This is a genomic window from Winogradskyella pulchriflava, assembly GCF_042434315.1.
Taxonomy (GTDB): Bacteria; Bacteroidota; Bacteroidia; order Flavobacteriales; family Flavobacteriaceae; genus Winogradskyella; species Winogradskyella pulchriflava.
The window spans coordinates 235,999-255,204 of record NZ_JBHLTQ010000006.1 but is presented as its reverse complement, the minus strand read 5'-3'; the positions used below and the strand labels follow the sequence as shown (position 1 = coordinate 255,204).

Annotated in this window: 18 protein-coding genes and 1 tRNA gene; 8 read left to right on the top strand and 11 right to left on the bottom strand. The window is 31.8% G+C overall.

The features are described 5' to 3' along the window. Positions 1–12: 12 nt before the first annotated feature. The 6 genes from ACFFGA_RS13090 to ACFFGA_RS13065 all read right to left on the bottom strand — a co-directional run bounded on the left by ACFFGA_RS13090 (position 13) and on the right by ACFFGA_RS13065 (position 9,219). Positions 13–1,506, bottom strand: a complete 1,494-nt coding sequence (locus tag ACFFGA_RS13090) for a helix-turn-helix transcriptional regulator (RefSeq protein WP_386064749.1) — start codon at positions 1,504–1,506, stop codon at positions 13–15. A gap of 226 nt (positions 1,507–1,732) precedes the next feature. Next, entirely contained in the window at positions 1,733–1,930 is a 198-nt protein-coding gene (locus tag ACFFGA_RS13085; protein ID WP_008270989.1) for a hypothetical protein, read from the bottom strand. Between the two features lie 214 nt (positions 1,931–2,144). Then, positions 2,145–4,454, bottom strand: a complete 2,310-nt coding sequence (locus ACFFGA_RS13080) for a T9SS type A sorting domain-containing protein (protein WP_386064747.1) — start codon at positions 4,452–4,454, stop codon at positions 2,145–2,147. Between the two features lie 429 nt (positions 4,455–4,883). Further along, on the bottom strand, positions 4,884–7,430 hold the full coding sequence (locus ACFFGA_RS13075) for a DUF8694 domain-containing protein (RefSeq protein ID WP_386064745.1): 2,547 nt from the start codon (positions 7,428–7,430) through the stop codon (positions 4,884–4,886). A 404-nt stretch (positions 7,431–7,834) separates the two neighbouring features. Further along, entirely contained in the window at positions 7,835–8,662 is an 828-nt protein-coding gene (locus ACFFGA_RS13070) for a TIGR00266 family protein (protein ID WP_386064743.1), read from the bottom strand. Positions 8,663–8,763: 101 nt separating this feature from the next. After that, positions 8,764–9,219: a DUF4442 domain-containing protein gene (locus ACFFGA_RS13065; protein ID WP_386064742.1), complete on the bottom strand. Its 456-nt coding sequence runs from the start codon at positions 9,217–9,219 to the stop codon at positions 8,764–8,766. A gap of 146 nt (positions 9,220–9,365) precedes the next feature. Between ACFFGA_RS13065 and ACFFGA_RS13060 the strand changes: the two genes are divergently transcribed. The 6 genes from ACFFGA_RS13060 (at position 9,366) to ACFFGA_RS13035 (ending at position 14,446) form a co-directional block, all read left to right on the top strand. Then, positions 9,366–9,812, top strand: a complete 447-nt coding sequence (locus tag ACFFGA_RS13060) for a DUF4870 domain-containing protein (RefSeq protein WP_386064740.1) — start codon at positions 9,366–9,368, stop codon at positions 9,810–9,812. A 106-nt stretch (positions 9,813–9,918) separates the two neighbouring features. Continuing rightward, positions 9,919–10,260 (top strand): PadR family transcriptional regulator, encoded by a 342-nt coding sequence (locus ACFFGA_RS13055; RefSeq protein WP_386064738.1) that lies wholly within the window; start codon positions 9,919–9,921, stop codon positions 10,258–10,260. Continuing rightward, on the top strand, positions 10,257–12,047 hold the full coding sequence (locus ACFFGA_RS13050; RefSeq protein ID WP_386064736.1) for a PspC domain-containing protein: 1,791 nt from the start codon (positions 10,257–10,259) through the stop codon (positions 12,045–12,047). The genes ACFFGA_RS13055 and ACFFGA_RS13050 overlap by 4 nt, the downstream gene beginning before the upstream one ends. Before the next feature lie 83 nt (positions 12,048–12,130). Then, positions 12,131–12,655: a nuclear transport factor 2 family protein gene (locus tag ACFFGA_RS13045; RefSeq protein WP_386064734.1), complete on the top strand. Its 525-nt coding sequence runs from the start codon at positions 12,131–12,133 to the stop codon at positions 12,653–12,655. Between the two features lie 46 nt (positions 12,656–12,701). Continuing rightward, positions 12,702–13,430, top strand: a complete 729-nt coding sequence (locus ACFFGA_RS13040) for a head GIN domain-containing protein (protein WP_386064733.1) — start codon at positions 12,702–12,704, stop codon at positions 13,428–13,430. A 185-nt stretch (positions 13,431–13,615) separates the two neighbouring features. Continuing rightward, complete coding sequence (locus ACFFGA_RS13035; protein WP_386064731.1) at positions 13,616–14,446, top strand: GIN domain-containing protein; 831 nt, start codon at positions 13,616–13,618, stop codon at positions 14,444–14,446. Between the two features lie 7 nt (positions 14,447–14,453). On the opposite strand, the gene ACFFGA_RS13030 is transcribed toward ACFFGA_RS13035, so the two are convergent. From ACFFGA_RS13030 to trxB, 4 genes are all read right to left on the bottom strand, one after another. Then, the gene (locus tag ACFFGA_RS13030) at positions 14,454–15,047 is read right to left on the bottom strand and encodes a hypothetical protein (RefSeq protein ID WP_386064729.1); all 594 of its coding nucleotides are present in this window, start codon (positions 15,045–15,047) and stop codon (positions 14,454–14,456) included. A gap of 58 nt (positions 15,048–15,105) precedes the next feature. Next, the gene (locus ACFFGA_RS13025) at positions 15,106–16,383 is read right to left on the bottom strand and encodes a hypothetical protein (RefSeq protein ID WP_386064727.1); all 1,278 of its coding nucleotides are present in this window, start codon (positions 16,381–16,383) and stop codon (positions 15,106–15,108) included. A 33-nt stretch (positions 16,384–16,416) separates the two neighbouring features. Continuing rightward, complete coding sequence (locus tag ACFFGA_RS13020; RefSeq protein ID WP_386064725.1) at positions 16,417–17,004, bottom strand: YceI family protein; 588 nt, start codon at positions 17,002–17,004, stop codon at positions 16,417–16,419. 163 nt (positions 17,005–17,167) lie between these two features. Beyond that, positions 17,168–18,151 (bottom strand): thioredoxin-disulfide reductase, encoded by a 984-nt coding sequence (trxB, locus tag ACFFGA_RS13015; RefSeq protein ID WP_386064723.1) that lies wholly within the window; start codon positions 18,149–18,151, stop codon positions 17,168–17,170. Positions 18,152–18,310: 159 nt separating this feature from the next. Here trxB and ACFFGA_RS13010 point away from each other — a divergent pair, with 159 nt between their 5' ends. Next, positions 18,311–18,790: a hypothetical protein gene (locus ACFFGA_RS13010; RefSeq protein ID WP_386064722.1), complete on the top strand. Its 480-nt coding sequence runs from the start codon at positions 18,311–18,313 to the stop codon at positions 18,788–18,790. Positions 18,791–18,845: 55 nt separating this feature from the next. Continuing rightward, positions 18,846–18,998: a hypothetical protein gene (locus ACFFGA_RS13005; protein ID WP_386064720.1), complete on the top strand. Its 153-nt coding sequence runs from the start codon at positions 18,846–18,848 to the stop codon at positions 18,996–18,998. Between the two features lie 40 nt (positions 18,999–19,038). Here the strand turns inward: ACFFGA_RS13005 and ACFFGA_RS13000 are convergent. Continuing rightward, positions 19,039–19,113: transfer RNA gene (locus ACFFGA_RS13000), tRNA-Pro, on the bottom strand. Positions 19,114–19,206 lie beyond the last annotated feature (93 nt).

Genomic DNA, 19,206 nt, shown 5'->3' with positions numbered 1-19,206 from the left:
CAGAAGAATCTCTTATGAAAAGTCCTTAAAAGTCTCAACTAAGTATTGAACAAGGCTATTTCCATTTTTTTTGGTCTGAAGCTTTTTACTGATACGGTACCTTTTACTTTCAACAGACCTAATAGACGTATTAAGAAATGCCGCAATCTCTTTATTTTTAAAACCTGTGAATAAATAGTAACAAATGATTATTTCCGACTCATTTAATTCTGGATGCTTTTGAGACAAGTTGTTAAAGAAATCGATATTAAGTTTATTAATTAACTGAAAATGGCTTTCACCTTCAATTAACAAGGTTGAAGAATTTTGACGAATACTCGTGTACAACTCTTTAATTTGTTGCCTCTGCACATCTTTATCGTCTATTTTGGAAACTTCTTTAATGTTATTTTTTATTTGTTCTATAAAACTTTCTAAGCCTTTGGTTTTTGCTTTTAGTTTTTCATGATTTTCCTGCAAATAATTATAGTCCTTCTTCCGCTTAGTTAGTTCTAATATTTTATTTCTAATCTGCTTATAACTCAACAACACAAAAGCGATTAAAACAATAAGAAGAAGTATTAGAATAACTATCCAAAACCGATTTAACTCTTTTTTATGAGATGCCTCTATAAGTTCTTCTTTGGTTTGAGCCAAAGAAGAACTTACATTAAAATTCACGCTCATTGCACTGTTAAATAATTCATTTTGATAATTATCCAAAGAATCAGTATAACTTTCTCGGGCTTCCTTATTACCTAATTTGTCGTAGTAAGTAATAAGATTATTGAAATAATTTTTTACATCAGCATCATTCATGTACTGCCTTAACGCTTTGGCCTCGTTGAAATAATATGCAGCAGAATCCATCTTTTTTGTTTTTAAGAATGGTTCTGTAGAACATATAAGCAAGGAAACTTTATGTCTTTTGTACAAACTTGAAGAAATAGTACTGTCATTTTCAAGTGATTTAAAGATTCTAAAATACTTTCTGGTATTAACACTATCATCCAGATGTATATAATTTGAAGCCAACATAAACACAGAAAACATGTAATAATAGCCATCTTCCTTTATGGATTTATAATAATCTAGCTTTGACAAGATTAATTCATTACTCTTGTTATGATTACCATCATGAAATTCTACTGTTGCCGGTGCTTGCATTACATCTAAAAGTCCAAATTTATCATTCGCTTTTTCATAATAGTATTTAGCTTTGTCTAAGTATTCATAGGCAACTGAATCCTTATCAGTGATATAGAGATTATAGAATAATTCGCAACTGGCAAATCCAGCAATCTTATAATTTTCTTCTTTCTCTGCATACTGTAGTGAGAGTAAAAAGTTTTTAAAGAGCTCTGCTTGTTCCCCTTTACTTTCATACACCAAGGCTTTAAGTTGATAATACCAACCTAAATTACCTTTTATACTTTTTTCTAAGGGAAAAGGTATAGAGTCTAAGTACCGCATAGCAGTATCTGGCTTATAGGATATTTTAGAATCGGCAGAGTCTAGATATCTCAAATACTGTTTTTGTTGGTTTTTCTGAGCCAATCCAATATAGGAATGGCACATTACAACCAAAAATAAAATACAAGTTTTGGATATAGTAACCCTGAAATTCATTAGCTTATATGGAAATATGAACTACGAATCTAAACTTTTTTTAACAAATGAAAACAAATTCGTACAACAAAAAAGGGATTAAAATATCTACAAAAAAAAGAGCGACTTTAAAGTCGCTCTTTTTTTATGCTTTTAAATATATTAAACATTGATTTAATTCTGGGTTTTGATTGATTAGGGACTGAATAAAAATTCTTAATTCTTCAAGTTCGTGAGGCAGTAGTCTTTTTACCGCTTTTTGTACTTCTTTACAGAATAATGTCGCATCAAAACTAACCTTGCTGAGCACAGTTTTAGTGTACTCGTACATTGCTCTCGCCATAGGTAATTTTAAGTTTTTAGGTTCAACAAAAAGTAATTTTCTCTATAGGCTATTGTTTCAATTAACGATATGAAGTTATGAAAAAATTAAAACAATTCGGGAAGTTTAACACCTTATTATGTTAAAAGTTAAATTACAACGTTTAGCCTAAATGATATTAAAAGGGAATTCCTACATTTTAAGTATCTGATAATCAAATATTTTAAACTATCTGTTAGTTTTTTACAAATTTTAAAGTCTTAAGACTTGTACCAGATTTTAACTCTATAAAATATAATCCAGACGTTAATGAGGAAACATTAATTGAATTCTCAAAATCCTGACTTATTGAATTAACAGTTTTAATTAGCCTACCATTAACATCGAAAATTCTAATTGTGTCCAAGCTTATATTTGATGTAACTGTTACAACATCTTCTGCAGGATTAGGATAAAGATTAAATTCAAAACGGTCATAATCATTTACACCCAAATTTTCTTGAACTGTTGTTGTGTAGTCATTTGTAATAACAGGAAAATTAAAATCGAAATAAATTTCGGCTTGGTTGATAAATGCATCGCCCAAAACCAGCGTTTCTAATGTTTTGATTTTAAAAACAAGATAACCATCATTATTAGCGTCGTCGAAAGGTAAATTGATGCCTTCAAAAATGAATTCTACAATATTGCCTTCTCTTATTCTTGTTGTAAAATTATGACTGCCATTAAGAGGCATAAGTGTTGAAATATCATACTTGCTTTCATCAATAATATCTTTTACAACTACGTTTGTGGCATTAGCTGTTCCTAAATTCTCAAAGCGAATAATGTAATGTACAAAGTCACCTACTTGCTCTGGCAATATAGTATCGCCTTCTAAGCATCTAATATCATTTGGGTCGTATGAATTAACAACGACTTGTTTTAATGCAAATGTATTATCACTTGGTGTTTCGTCACTGGTATTAGGACTTATGGATACATCAAAGTCTAAAATATCATCACTATTTAAAGGAAAATTGGTATCAGTTGGTGTATTAAGATTAAAACTTGCCCATATTTCCCTGCTTTCAAAAGGTTGAAGATCTACATAAGTCCACTGAAGGTTTCCAGTATTGTTAGCAGCTTCTGTTGGGTTTGCTGATAGAAAATCCATATAATCATCATCAAAAGTCAAATCTATTGTTCCGTTTAGAATAGTATTGCCTTTGTTTCTATAAATAATTTTATACTCAGAATCAAAACCTGGAACTGCGCCAGTTGTAGGTACTATAAATACTTCTACATCGTTATGTACACTATTTGGAGTTATACAAAAATCCTGAATGTATGGATTACCATCATCTGGAAAAGTTACTGTAGCCGTGCTTGGAGATACAGTAAAGTAACCATTGTTTTCTAAAACAGGTGTTATGGTATGAGTGCCTTCTGAGATAGGTATATTGTAGCTGCCCGAATTGTCTGCTAAATAGGTTCCGCTATTAGTGCCATCTGTAATGTTGAATTTTATGTTTGGGTAAAAATTATCGCCAGCATCGCAGCCATTGTTATTGGCATCTACTCTGCTTTCACCTTCTATAGTGTAGTATTCTCCACCTGGTGTAAATGAGCAATAAGAATTAATAATAGGGTTGTAAATTAAATTAAGGTTCTCTAATATCTCTATATCGCTTTCATCTGCGCAAATATAATCCACATTAATATATGTTGAAACATTAAACCACTGACTTGGTGTATGCCCGTTTTTTAAATTAATCCACTCCGCAGTGATTGCGCCTAAATTTAAAACGTTTAAATTAGGCTTCTGACTTAAATCTAAATTATCAAAATTACCTCCATCGATTTGAAGATCAATAAGATTTGAGTTACTAGAAATATCCAAGTAATTTAAACCTTGCCAATAGACATTTAATGATTCTAAATTTGGCTGGTTGCTGAAATCTAATTGAGTGATTCCTGTTGCTGATAAACTAAACGTTTCGATATATATATTATTTGATATATCTAAATTTTCTAAATAACTTAGAGCATATAAATGAATCTCTTTCAAATTCATCAACTGACTCAAATCCAAACTAGATATAAAAAATGTATCACTTAAAATCAAAACCTCAAGATTATTACAATTGTTAAAATCTATTGTATCAAAAAGTTCATTTTGGTTAGATCCAACGTTTAATTCATTTAAATTTGGTAGGTTATTTAAAGCTAAGCTAGAAGCATAAAAACTAAAGATGTGCAATGATTCTAAATTTGGCAAATTACCAATAACTAAATCGTTAATAGCAAGACTACTGAGTTCTAATTCCATAAGATTAACAAAAGCCTCCAAACCTTCAATAGAAGAAATACTTACGGAGCCAATATCAATTACTGTCACAAGTTCTGCCTCAGCAACCTGAATTTCCCCATCTCCATTTGTATCTATAACTGGATTGTGGTTTAAAAGTGCATTCTTAAAATTAGCATCAGGAATATTTACAATTTGCGCAAAACCATAATTAAAGAAAAAGAACAGGACTAATGTTGAAAAAGGTAATTTCATAAGAATAAAGATTGATTAACAGCAATAATAACAACGTTAAAAATTAATGTTTATTGATATCTAATATAACTAATAGATGTAAAAAATAAAAAAGGTTGCGTTAAAAACACAACCTCTTGAATAACTTTCTTACATTTTTATATCAAAAAACCAAACATCTTACTATAGTTTGGTAGCTCAATGATAATATACCATCTTGTAATTCTAAATAAAGAATTTGCAGATTATTTTCACCAATAACACCTACCGTACGATTGCCAACAAAAGTAAAAACCTACAATAATGAACTCTTTTTCATTTCCAAAATAAAATCTATCATCATCTTGATTTNAATCTATCATCATCTTGATTTCCAATGACTAAAAAAAAAAAAAAAAAACGTCCTAGCAACCTTTAACTAGGACATTTTTACTAACTTAAATTTAAAGTTTAAAACACTATCTTATTTGTAACTGTTAAACCATTAGATAATGAGGTTTTAACAAATAATATACGTTGACTTTTAGTGATGGATTGCTGATTTAAAACTAAAGAATTAATATTTTCTTTTTCAAATACTTTCTTTCCTAGAATATCATAAATTTCAACATTACTAATAAGATGTAATGAAGACTTTATTTGCAAGTTATCGTTATTATCAACGAAGACATTTACTGAACTATCTATACTTACATTATCAACTCCCAATGTTTCGGTATTAAGATCAGTTTCCCACACACCTCTACCATAAGTACCTGCTCTTAATTTATTAGTTGGATAATAGATTTCTAAATCTCTTACAGTAACATTTGGCAAATTAGTTAAATAAGGCTGCCATTCACTTATGTTGTTATTAATAATATATACACCAACATCAGCTCCGACATATATTTCATCAGCATTACCTCCGTTTCTAAAAACTAAAGTATTCATTGGTAGATTAGGCAATCCTGCAGAAATATTAGTCCATGTGGCACCACCATCTAATGATTTAAACACTTTATCAGTACTCGAATAACCAGAAAACGTAACCCAAACTTTATTAGCATCTATATTTGAAACCGTTACGCTAGACAACGAAGCTGCCCATGTTGGTAAAGAACCTGTAATATCTGTAAATGAAGTTCCAGAATTAGTTGATTTAGAAATAGCATCATGTTGTATGGTATATATTACTGTTGGGTCGCTAGGAGCAACAACAAAATCTTTTATACTTCCAGTCCCTGAAGATGTTCCTAAAGCTGACCAATTATCACCTTGGTTTGTAGACGCATATAAAGTTGGTGTACCACCTGAGTAAATCTTCAAATGATTGACAGGATCCATTTTAAATGGACTATAAAAATCTATATTAGGCGGAAGTCCTGTTTGTATATCTGTTTTTGTAGGCCCAGGATACTCTACTCGACTATACTTACCTTCAACATACTGCACATATATTATATCATTGTTAGTATAATCAATAAAACATTCACCACCATCACCACCATTAATAGCATACCAGTCATTTAATGCTGATGTATTTAGTATAGTTCCATTATCTTGTTCTCCTGCAACTATTCTGTTTGCGTTATTAGCAGACAACCCTAATTTAACAACTTGACCAATAGCCAAATCACCACTAATATCTGTCCATTGATTACCATTATCCGTAGAAATAAAAATACCTCCATCATTACAAGAATACATTGTTGTTGAGCTTCCTGGTTGATAAACAAGTTCGTGTACGTCGGCGTGTATTTCACCAGAATCCCATACTGAAGTATTCTCCCAAGTGGCACCTCCATCAAATGATCTCCAATGATTAACACCACCTACCGTGATATTATTTGCATTTGATGGTGAAGCTACAATTGATAAATCATAAAATGCCTGACCACCTGAATCTGAACCATCTTCAGCATAACCCAATAAGTTTGGTGAAGTAGACATGGTCGTAAAACTAACTCCACTATTTGTAGAGCGATATGTACCCATATACGATTGATCACTCGACTTTCCAATTAATGCATATACATAAGAACTATTTCCAGGCGTTACTGCAAGTGCTATTCGTGAAACACCTGTTGTAGGTATACCATTTGTTACTTGTGTCCAAGTTGACCCAAAGTCTGTAGATCTATAGAGTTTTGTACCTGAAGCATAGATTGTATTTGCATCACCAGGTTTAAATTCCATATCTTTTAATGCACTTCCAACATCTGAATACGAATTTGTAGCCCAGCCATCTGTTGTATACCAAACACCCACATTACTAGAAACAATCATTCGTTGAGGATTATTAGGATCCATTAATAACTTATTTAAACTCCATAAATTCGACACTGGAAAAGCTAAACTTGTTGTATTCCAGGTTATGCCGCCATCGGTAGATTTTAATATTCCAATACTATTTGTATTGCCTTCTATATCTCCCGTTACCAAATACATAGTTGACGTATTTGTAGGATCAATTGCTAAACTTGAACAACCTATAACGCTTAAAAAGTCGGTATTTGTTGTCCATGTTGAGCCAGAATTGGTTGATTTCCACAAACCTCCATCTGGTGTTCCTAGATACATAATACTTGAATCATTTGGATCAAAACGTAAAAAATTAACACGACCAGCTCCAGTCGTAGTGTATGGCGAAGGTCCTGAAGCTGCACCTATTGGCCCAAGTGGTTTCCAATTACTGACAGCAGCTTTTGATCTTTGTGCTAGTGTAAAATTAGCTCTTCCCCATTTTAAAAAATTACTGTAAGTTTGAGAAGGCAAACTCATATCACCTGAAGGATATACTCTTGACTCCATATAACTTTCCCAACGTTTAAAAGGTTTATAACCTTTACCTCTTTCAACAGTTTTATTTCTCCAATAATCATTAAAGTTGTTTTGCACCTCGTAGAATGTAGCTCCTTTGTTATTACTCATTTTCGTCCAATCAACATCTTGCTGTGATTGACCAAACCCAATGCAAAAAAGTAATAGCAATAGTAAAGTAGTAGTTTTTTTCATAATTAAATTGGTTAATATGTTATTACTATCAAATATCATAAAAACCAAAACCCAGTAAAAAACTATTGCTACGCAAAGACTACTCATGGCAATAATTATCGTTAAAAGGGATAAAAAAAAGTGTGATTGGTAAATTACTTTTTAAAGAATAATTTAAACCAGATTTAAAATAATAAACAAGCAATACTCGCTTTATATCAATTTCTAATTTTTTATTTATCCTACAAAACGCTTAGGTACTACAACTCTTATTGAAAATATTTAGTAAACCGGCTATTTTTTTATTTATGCCTGTAAATAGGCAATCCCAAATAAAAGCTTCGAACCCAATTAATTTAATCAAAACAAAAAAGGTTGCGTTAAAACACAACCTTTTGTAAAGCTTTCTTATCTTTTTTTAAAATCTAAAACCGGTTATCACCATCCAATAAATCACCTAAACCTCCTAGAATACTTCCTTCGCCTCTACTCTTACCTCCTGCTTTCGGAGCTGAAGCTATAACTCTATCTGCCAATCTACTAAATGGTAAAGATTGTATATAGACTTTTCCTGGCCCTCTTAACTTAGCAAAGAACAAACCTTCACCACCAAAAATAGAATTCTTTATACCTCCTACAAACTCAATATCGTAATCCACATCTTGGGTAAAACCAACGATACAACCCGTATCTACGCGTAAGGTTTCACCTGGTTGTAAAGTTTTTTCGGCCATGGTTCCACCTGCATGTACAAATGCCATACCATCTCCTTCTAACTTTTGCATTATAAAACCCTCACCTCCAAAAAGGCCGCGTCCTAATTTTTTAGAAAACTCTATACCAACACTTACTCCTTTGGCTGCACAAAGGAAAGCATCTTTTTGACAGATAAACTTTCCTCTATATTCATTAAGATCAATTGGAATAATTTTTCCTGGATAAGGTGAAGCAAAAGAGACATTTCGTTTGCCTGTAAGGTCATTGTAAAAGGCTGTCATAAATAAACTTTCGCCTGTTAATATACGCTTACCTGCTCCTAATATTTTTCCTAAAAACCCTTTATCGTTTTGAGAACCATCACCAAAAATGGTATCCATTTTAATACCATCGTCCATCATCATAAAACTTCCTGATTCTGCAATAACTGCTTCTTGCGGATCGAGCTCTATTTCAACATACTGCATTTCTTCGCCATAAATGCGGTAATCTATTTCGTGGGCATTTCTATCTGAAAAGTCTGGTAATTTTTCCATGATTCTATTATTTTAATGTTTTTGATTGATTCCTTTATATGTTGTATAAAATTACATTTTGTTACAATAAAAAAGATTGCTTCACTTTGTTCTTAATGACATTAGGATTTCACTTTCAAAGTCCACTCAAAATTAAAAGACGACACTTCTACACCTTCTTCATTTACTCCATTAGCATTTAACCAAACCGTTTGTCCTTCTCCTGTTTCAATAGTTTTTGCTATAGCCTCATCTATTTTTAACCCTTCTTCACACTTAAAAGTTATTATTCCTGTTGCTTTTTTTGTAAATGAAGCATTATTACTGGCCACTAACATAGATATTTTTTTTCCACTCTCTCTTATCTTTTGCATCACCAAAGCACCAGTGGTTAGCTCCGCAGCCATACCTTGTACTGCCCAAAACATAGACTTAAAAGGATTTTGATTTACCCAACGATGTTTAACGGTGACAACACAAGAGTTTTTATTTATTTCTTTGGTTCTCACACCTGTAAAATAAGCAGCAGGCAGCTTAAACATTAGATATTTATTGAGTTTAGATGGAGTTATATTCATAAGTATTAACCATATTTTGCACTAAAATAATCGAAAATATTCAACTTCACTAATGTTAATAAAATGTTAATTTTTAGTACTATGCGTAACATAATACCTTTTTAAAGACATATATTTGTATAAGAAACTATTATATACTTTTTAAAATGGTAGACAATCATCACAAAAATTTAGCAACATTTATACATCTTTCAACCTTTTCCAGATTTATAATTCCGTTTGGAAATTTTATAGGTCCAATAATATTATGGGCAGCCAATAAAGAGAAATCTGAGTTTATAGATACCCATGGTAAGCAAGCCATTAATTTTCAGATTAGTGTTTTGCTATATGCCATTATTATAGGAACTATTAGTGTTCCGTTTTTCATCTTTAAACTATTTAGGGGCTTAGATGTTATCGATTTTCACGGGTTTGATAATTTTCATATTAATGTTGGGGAACCTTCTCCTCTGTTATATATAGGAGGTGGACTAGGTGCTTTAGCTATTATCGCCTTTATAGTTGAGTTAGCACTTATTGTAAGAGCAAGTTTGGCAGCTAGAGATGGAAACGATTATAAATACCCATTAACAATCAATTTTTTAAAATAAATTAAACTGATTTGTCACACTGAGCGCAGTCGAAGTGTTATTTCAGTATTTCATCAATAATCAATCAAAAAATGAACAGTTTAATCGAATTTAAGACAATATTAATATGAAGATAGAAAACACAAAAGCACAAATGCGAAAAGGTGTTCTGGAATACTGCATACTATCCATCTTAAAAGATGAAGATGCTTATGTTGCAGAAATCCTAGAAACACTAAAAGACGCAAAAATGCTTGTTGTAGAAGGAACAATATATCCACTATTAACAAGATTAAAAAATGCAGGATTGCTCAATTACCGTTGGGAAGAATCCACATCAGGACCACCAAGAAAATATTACGGTCTTACAGAAACAGGAAAACTGTTTCTCAATGAGTTAAACACGACTTGGAGTGAATTACAAAATGCAGTTAACCTAGTAACCAGTACAAAAACATCAAAGAAATGAATAAAACAGTCAATATAAATTTAGCAGGTATATTCTTCCACATAGACGAAGATGCATATCTTAAATTACAGCGCTATCTTGAGGCTATAAAACGTTCATTTACAGACTCTCAAGGACGGTCAGAAATTATAGCAGATATAGAAGCACGTATCGCTGAGCTTTTTTCTGAACGCATACAAAACGAAAAACAAGTTGTAGGTATTAAACTCGTAGATGAAGTTATTACCATAATGGGACAGCCAGAAGACTATTTGGTTGATGACGAAATCTTTGAAGACGAACCACAACCAAGACAAAGGTATAGTTCTAAATCTTCTAAAAAACTCTATAGAGACACTGACAACTCTTATGTTGGTGGTGTTGCAGCAGGTTTAGGTCATTATTTGGGTATAGAAAGTATTTGGGTAAGATTAATATGGTTGTTATTAGCTATAGGCTCTGGTGGTACATTTATATTTATATACCTTATATTTTGGGCATTAGTACCAGAAGCCAAAACTACTGCCGAGAAACTAACAATGACTGGTGATCCTGTGAACATCAGTAATATTGAAAAAAAAATTAAAGACAGCATTGACACCGTATCAGAAAGTGTAAGAAATGTTAATCTTAAAGAGAAGGGTGGAAAATTAATGGATGAGCTCGATAGCGTTACCGATAGTATCTCGGAAACGGTAAAGAGTGTCGATTACAAAAAACACGGAAATAAAATTAAATCGAGTTCCCAAACTTTTTTTGATACCATTGGTACCATTTTAATGTTCTTTTTAAAAGTGATTGCAAAGTTTATTGGAATAATCTTAATCATTGTAGGCATAAGCACTTTAATCGCTTTAATAGTTGCACTTTTCACAGTTGGTTTAGTAGATTCTATTCACTTTCCAGGTATGGATTTACTCTATGTTGCTAATGCTGCAAATATTCCTATTTGGTTAATATCAATGCTACTATTCTTTGCTTTTGCAATACCATTCTTTTTTGTCTTCTATTTAGGACTTAAGATTTTGGTAAACAATTTAAAATCCATTGGTAATGTGGCAAAATTCACACTACTTGGATTGTGGCTCATGGCAATTATTGGTCTTGTAATTACCGGAGTAAAACAAGCAACAGAACATGCTTTTGATGCCAAGGTAACCAATACCGAAGTCCTAAACATTAAATCTAACGATACTATAAAATTAAGTAGATTAAAATTTGACCAATATAGCAGCTCTTTTTATAGTCGTAATAATGAGTTTAAAATCGTAGAAGACGACAACGGAAAAAGTATTATATCATCAGATATAAGATATATCGTAAAATCTACGACAGATTCTGTTGCATCTATTACTATAGAAAAAAAAGCTACAGGAAGTAATTATAATATTGCCAGAACCAGAGCTGAAAACATTAACTATAATTACGCATTGTCTAATGGCAATCTAGACTTAGATGCTTACCTATCTACTGATGTGGACAATAAGTATAGTGAACAAGAAGTGTTACTAATTATTAATTTACCTGAAGGCACGGTTATTCATACCCATAAAAATTTCCCAAAGTATTACAGTTATCTAAGTAACAATAATATTTTGAGAAAAATTGAAAAAGGAAATTATTACAAAGTAGTAAGAGACGATGTAGAATGTCTAGACTGTATAGAGGAAGTTATTGAAGCTGAAGTTTTAGAAATAGATGGTGATTCGCCATTTATTGAAACCTCAACAGAAAAATCATCGTCTAATAAAGAAAAGTCTGAAGTAGACTATAAAATTAATGAAGATGGTGTTGATATAGACAATTGAGAACAAGAATTCAACAGTTCGTCAGTTTTAAATTGAATACCATAATTAAATCATACAAATTTGTACCATCAATCAATCAAAAAATGAACCAATCAATCAAATCACTTTTGCTGTGCAGTATCGGATTCCTAATGGCTTCCGGTATTGCAACAGCCCAAGTGGACAAAAGTTCTGATCTTTTTAAAACACTAAAAGCAAAGGATAGCATACTCTTTAAAATAGGCTTTAATAAATGTAAAATTGAAGAAAGTGCTAAGATTATGTTTGACGATTTAGAGTTTTATCATGATAAAGGCGGAATTACAAATTCCAAAGAAGAATTTGTAACAGCAATGAAAAAAGGACCTTGTAAAGCAGACAACACTGAAAACGTGTATAGATTTCTGGTAGTAGAGAGCTTGGAAGTATTCCCTATGTACAACAATGGTGAGCTTTATGGAGCTTTGCAAAATGGGAAGCATTTCTTTTCAACTGATGAGCAAATGACCTATGAAAAAAGTAATAACTATGCATTGTTTTCGCATTTATGGATTATCGATTCTGGTGAGTGGAAATTAAAACGTGTTATTAGTTATAGTCATACTTCAAAAGAAGTTACCGAAAATTAAACATCAATCAAAACTGAACTATTTCAGTATAAAAAAAATAAAAATCATGAGCACATTAGTAAGAATTGTAGTAACCAGTATTTTAGGCATCATAATGCTATCCTGTAATTTTTCCATGAATTTGGGAACAGGAGTAGATGGCGACAGAAATGTCGTGAACGAAGACAGAACTATTTCCAGCGACTTTCAATCGATTAAAGTAAGTCAAGGATTAGATCTTTACATTACACAAAGTAATGATGTAGCGCTTAGTGTTGAAGCAGATGAAAATCTTCACGACCTAATTATAACCGAAGTAGAAAACGGTGTGTTAAGCATTTATTGCACAGAAAATATTAGACGCGCAGCAGCTAAAAAAGTCCATTTAAATATTACCGATATATCTGCAATTAAAGCAACAAGCGGTAGTGATGTTTTTTCTACAAACACTATTGAAGTCGATTACTTAGAGCTAAACACCACAAGTGGCGCAGACATGAAATTAGATGTAAACACTAAAACATTAAACTGCCACTCTACAAGTGGTAGTGATATAAAGCTTAGTGGAACAACAACAAATCTAACCGCAGAGGCAACTAGTGGCAGTGATATAGAAGCCTCTAACCTAAAAGCTGAAACATCTATGGTAAAAGCTACAAGTGGAGCTGATATTTCAGTAAACACCTCAAAAGCATTAACCGCAAAAGCTACGAGTGGAGCTGATATTAGATACTCTGGCAGCCCTAAAAGAGTTGATAAAACCGATAGTTCATCAGGAAGCGTAAGAGGTAATTAAACTTACCATAAATTAAAATATTTTTACAAAATAACCAACCACAAAACCCTTACAGCCAATCAATTACAAACCGTTTTAAATTCTTTATAGAGTTTGGGACGGTTTTTGTATATCTTTGTTTAATAGCTTTAAAAGTGACATTCTCATTGATTTGTGTCATATTTATAGTGTAATAAACAAAATAGATGAAAAAAATATTACTTATTCTAGTTGCAATGATGGTTTCTGCACCAACCATTTTAGCACAAGAAAAAATTAAGGGAGACAGAAATGTTACCATTAAGCAAACTTATATTGATGACTTTCATACGATAGTTGTAAATGGTGAATTTTCTATTGAAATTGTTTACAATAGTAAGCCTTCCGTGAGTGTTGAAGCAGATGATAACTTACATGAGGTCATTCAGTTTGATGTGGTTGATGGAGTTCTTACATTTGTGGAAACGATGCGAATTACATCAAAAAAGAAACTCAGTATTACTGTAAATTATGGTGAGGCATTGCAAAATATAGAAACTAGAGGTGATGGCGAAATACGATCATTAACATCTATGGAACTTAAAGATGCTACCTTAACAACATCAGATAATTCTAGAGCTTATCTAAATATTAGAGCAAAAAACTTTACTTATAAAAGTTCTGGTAAATCAAAAACACGTTTAAATCTTACTGCAGATTCTACAAAAATTGAATTAAGCGATAACAGTAAACTAGATGCTTTATTAAATAGCAAAGTAGCTAATTTTGATTTATATCTTCGTGCAGACGCAGTTATTGAAGGTTCCGCAAATAGCTCAATAATTAGATTAGATAATTCTACCAACTTCAACAGTCCAAAATTTGATGTTAAGACAGTTGATGCAACATTAGAGGATAATTCAGATTTAACTATTGCTGCTACCGAGAGTATAACAATTGCAGCTTCAGGTGATAGTGAAATTTACTTATATGGAAGTCCTGCAATTACAATCACTAAGTTTGAAGATACAGCTAAGCTTCAAAAGAAAAAACGTTAGCGAGAACTTAAGGTTTAGAAATTTGAAGTAAAAAATCTATTTCAATTTCTGGATAGACCTTAACTATACCTAACATTTTTGTTGGTGCTGTTAAGTTAAAATCATTTATGTTAATAGGCAATAAGCCACTTACACAGATACCACCTTCATTAGCTACAGAAACTGGAATTGTATAGGTTTTTATAATATCGCAAATTGTAATTTCTATAATAGCATTTACAGTATTTTTATCATTTAATTGTTTTGAAATCTCTCTTAGATTAAGAATTATTTCAGGATGCTCATCTGTATTAAGTAGCTTATTAAAATCTTTATTTATAGCTTTTCCACCACAATCAAACTTTAAATTTGGAAGCGTTAATTTTGCCGCATCAAATTTTATAATGCTATCATAATCTTTATACATTAAACTAACTCCTTTTGAAAAGGTAGCAATATCAAATTGACATTGAAATGTACTAACATTTGTTTTGCCATTAATTTTTAAATAACTGTCGGGAGATAGAAACACCTTTACTTCTTTAGAATTAAATTCTTCTTCAACAAACAAAGCATGCGTAAACCCTAATAACAATATTGCAGATAATAATATCCTAATCATAATTAAAATAAGTTTAAGGCCTTTGTCTTGTAAGACAAAGGCCATTAGTGATTATTATTTAGAAACTTATTACAGCTTCAGCTATAAGCCCATCAAACTTACCTTCATCTAGAAGATTTCCTGTCGGATAATCGTTATATTTTTGTGTTACATACTCTGCTTTGAGCAGAACATTCTTTGTTAAAAACCAACCAGCTCCTAACTGAAATCTATCTACACCTACATCATCACCAGAAGCTAACTCAGCACTAACAGTGTTATAACGAGCACCTAGAAATAAATTTTCTGATTCACCAAATCTATAAAGAACTTCACCTGCATATTGATTAGCATCCCTTCTATCAGTTTCAGCTAAAGCTCTACCAGAGGTTAGCTCTATTGTTCCAAATACCTCAAGTCCACCATATTTTACAAATGGATTAATCATAATAGCAGTAATCTTATTTTTAAAGCTAGGATCAAAACGTCCTGATCTAAAATTATCGCTAGTAGCACTAGCATCTTGCATAATACTATAATATCTAGAACCAGCTCTGTCTGCAGAATATAAATATACGTTTGGAGCATAACCTGTATTATATAAAGATCCTGTTAATCTGAATCTGAAGTCATCATTAATTTGTTTATCGTAACCTAATTTTGCTAAAAATGCAGCTCCACCAGTTGACCCATCAGAGATTGTTGTGCTTTGATTTAGTTTTCCATTGGTAAAACCAATCATTCCAAAAAATCCATTACCAGTATTATAGTACACCTCTGCTCCAACTTCGGTTGTAAAAGAATCCATAATTAAATTACCAACAAAAGGATTGTAAAGCGCTTGTGCATTATCACTACGTCTAAAATGTGCATCACCATAATTATTCTCCATATGTCCGATTTTAATCGTTGTATGTTTCATAAAATCTTCCATAAAACCTTCGCTTATAAAATCTAACTTATCTATTTGAAAATAACCTCCTTTAACATAAGGTTCATGGTGGTGTCTAGAAGATAAATAAGTTCTTAAGTGCATACTTACACCGTCGTATAACGCTACATCTAAATCTAAATTTGCAGTAGCCAAATTAAAATTACTTCCAACTTCCGCTAATGGCGTAACACCTGAATTTTCATTGTCTAAAGCTTGGTATTGCAATGCAAAAGACCCTCCTATTCTAACATAAACATCTTCAAAGGTTGTCACTGAATCTTTTGGCGATTCAAAAACATTTATACCTCTTTTATCTGGTTGTCTATAATTATCCAAATCTCTTTTATTTGTATTTTGTGCAGATAAATTAAGCCCAATTGTTAATACAAAAACAAGGCTTGTAAGTTTTAATATTGATTTCATAATTTTTTATTTTAATTTATACTTATTGTGTTTTTATTTACTTTCGAATTCAGACTTAAAAATGATTTTAATAGCATCACCGGTCTTTATAGTGCCTAACAAAGCTTTTGGAGGGTCAATTCCATAATCCGTCATCTTTAGTGATTTTTCACCTTCGAGTAAAACCTTTGTTCCATTAAGATTAAGAGTTATATCTAGTGAAATTGATTTGGTAACACCTGAGATAGTTAAATCGCCAATTATAGTGGCTTTAAAAGAGTTGTTTTCTAGCTTATTTACTTGTTTAATAGATTTGAACTTGAAATCTATAGTTTTATAATCGTCTGTCTTAAGCGCCTTATAAGTATTCTTATCCATTGAAGATTTGCCACTTTTGAGACTTTCTGTCTCTACGGAAAAATTTAAAGTAGAAATTGCTAAATCATCTGAATTAGTAATCACAATTTCACCCGATTGCTTTTCGGTCTCTAAATGCCAATCGTGCAAAGAAGATGTACCATGCACCTCTAAAGTTGAGTTGCTTTTATTTAATATAAATGATTGAGAAGTAACTTGAAGTGAGTAAAAACCACTTAATAAAACTGCTAAAAATAAAATTGGGAACTTAATTGATTTCATCATGGTTATGTTTTTATGTTTCAGCAAAGATTCACATAAAAACCATAATAAATTATGACAAAAATCATGTTACAATTTTCTCTAGAAATTTTAACATTAAATATTATAAAACAAGAAAAGCCGAAGCTAATTAGCTTCGGCTTTTCTTATATTGTAATTTAAAATCTTAATTATATGTTGAAGTTGCAACTTCAAAATCAGAATCTTTGGCTGCCAAATAACGTTCAGCATCCAATGCTGCCATACAACCTGTGCCAGCTGCTGTTATTGCTTGCCTGTAAACATGATCTGCAGCATCTCCACTTACAAAAACACCTTCAACATTAGTTTTACTTGTTCCTGGTACTGCATTAATTATATAACCAGTTTCATCTAAATCTAAGTAATCTTTAAAGATATCCGTATTTGGTTTGTGGCCTATAGCTACAAAAAATCCAGTAACAGGAATTTCATGCTTTTCACCAGTTTTGTTATTAAATACTCTAACACCAGTTACAACTTGTCCATCGCCTAAAACTTCATCGGTTTCTGTGTTATAAAGAATCTCTATGTTTTCGGTATTCTTAACACGATTAGCCATAATTTTTGATGCTCTAAACTCGTCTCTTCTCACTAGCATGGTCACTTTCTTGCACAACTTAGACAAATAATGTGCTTCCTCACAAGCGCTATCTCCTGCACCAACAATAGCGACCTCTTGATTTCTATAGAAAAATCCATCACATATAGCACAAGCAGAAACTCCACCTCCTAGTTGTAAATATTTTTGTTCTGAAGGTAAGCCCAAGTATTTAGCAGAAGCACCTGTAGAAATAATTATTGTAGAGGCATGTATCTCTTTTTCTTCATTAACCCATACCTTATGTATATCACCCGAGAAATCAACTTTAGTAATCCAACCATTACGTACATCAGTACCAAAACGCTCAGCTTGCTTTTGCAGTTGAATCATCATTTCTGGTCCAGTAATACCATCTGGATAACCTGGAAAATTTTCAACATCATTAGTTGTGGTTAATTGACCTCCAGGTTGTTCTCCTTGATATAGCACAGGTGCCATATTTGCTCTGGATGCATAAATAGCAGCTGTATAACCAGCAGGTCCAGAACCTATTATTAAACATTTTACTTTTTCAATTGTATCAGACATATCTTGTATTTTATTACAGGACAAAAGTAGGATTTTTGTATAAATCCTTACTTATAAGTTATTAACACTTGTTATAGTATCATAAAATTTCTTAATCCTTTTCTCTATCTCAATTTAATTTCTTAATTTATAAGTGTTTAATAGTAAACCTAACCCATTATGAAATCTAATTCTTTAATCTTATGCATGTTATTGTTGTTTACTTTCTCATGCAAAAACGAACCAAAAAGCGATGTAGAAAATTCTAAAACGGAAACTGCATTAAATGAAAACAACAAGAGTCTCAAAGGCACTTGGGAACTTACAGGATTTTATAATTACAAGGATAACGTTGTTGTGGATTCTTTTGACACCTCATCAAGTTCTAGGCAATTAAAAATGTACACAGATACCAAAGTGATGTGGTGTAAGCACAGACCAGCTGACTCATCAGAATGGTTTGGCTATGGAACCTACAAATACGATGGAGATAGACTAACCGAAGTTCTAGATTTTGGTTCTAGAGTTATGAATCAAGTTATAGCTGAGAAAAAACAATTCACGTTTGAATTAACACTTCAACAAAACAGCTTTCAGCAAATAGAATTAGATGAAGAAGGTAATAGAATTTACTCTGAAAATTATGTTAGAGTAGAATAACACTATACTTATAGCTTTAACCAATATCTAAATAGTAACATTAAAAAACAACATCATGAAATTTATAAAAGAAGAAGACGAAGACAGAGAAAATTATTTATTACAAAAAGATACCAAAACGAAATTTGGAGCTGGATTTATAATTACTGTACTGATAATTTTAATAATAGCAGTTGTAATTTCAGGTATATTATTTGAATGGTATTAATAAAAAAAGCTCAGCATTTGCTGAGCTTTTTCACTTAAAGTCGGGGTGGCAGGATTCGAACCTGCGACCTCCGCGTCCCAAACGCGGCGCGATAACCGGGCTACGCTACACCCCGAAAATTGGCTATCTTTTTAAGGACTGCAAATATAGAGTTTTTCTTTAAAAACCAATAACATTTTTCTAACTTTAGAAACTCATTCTTAAACAA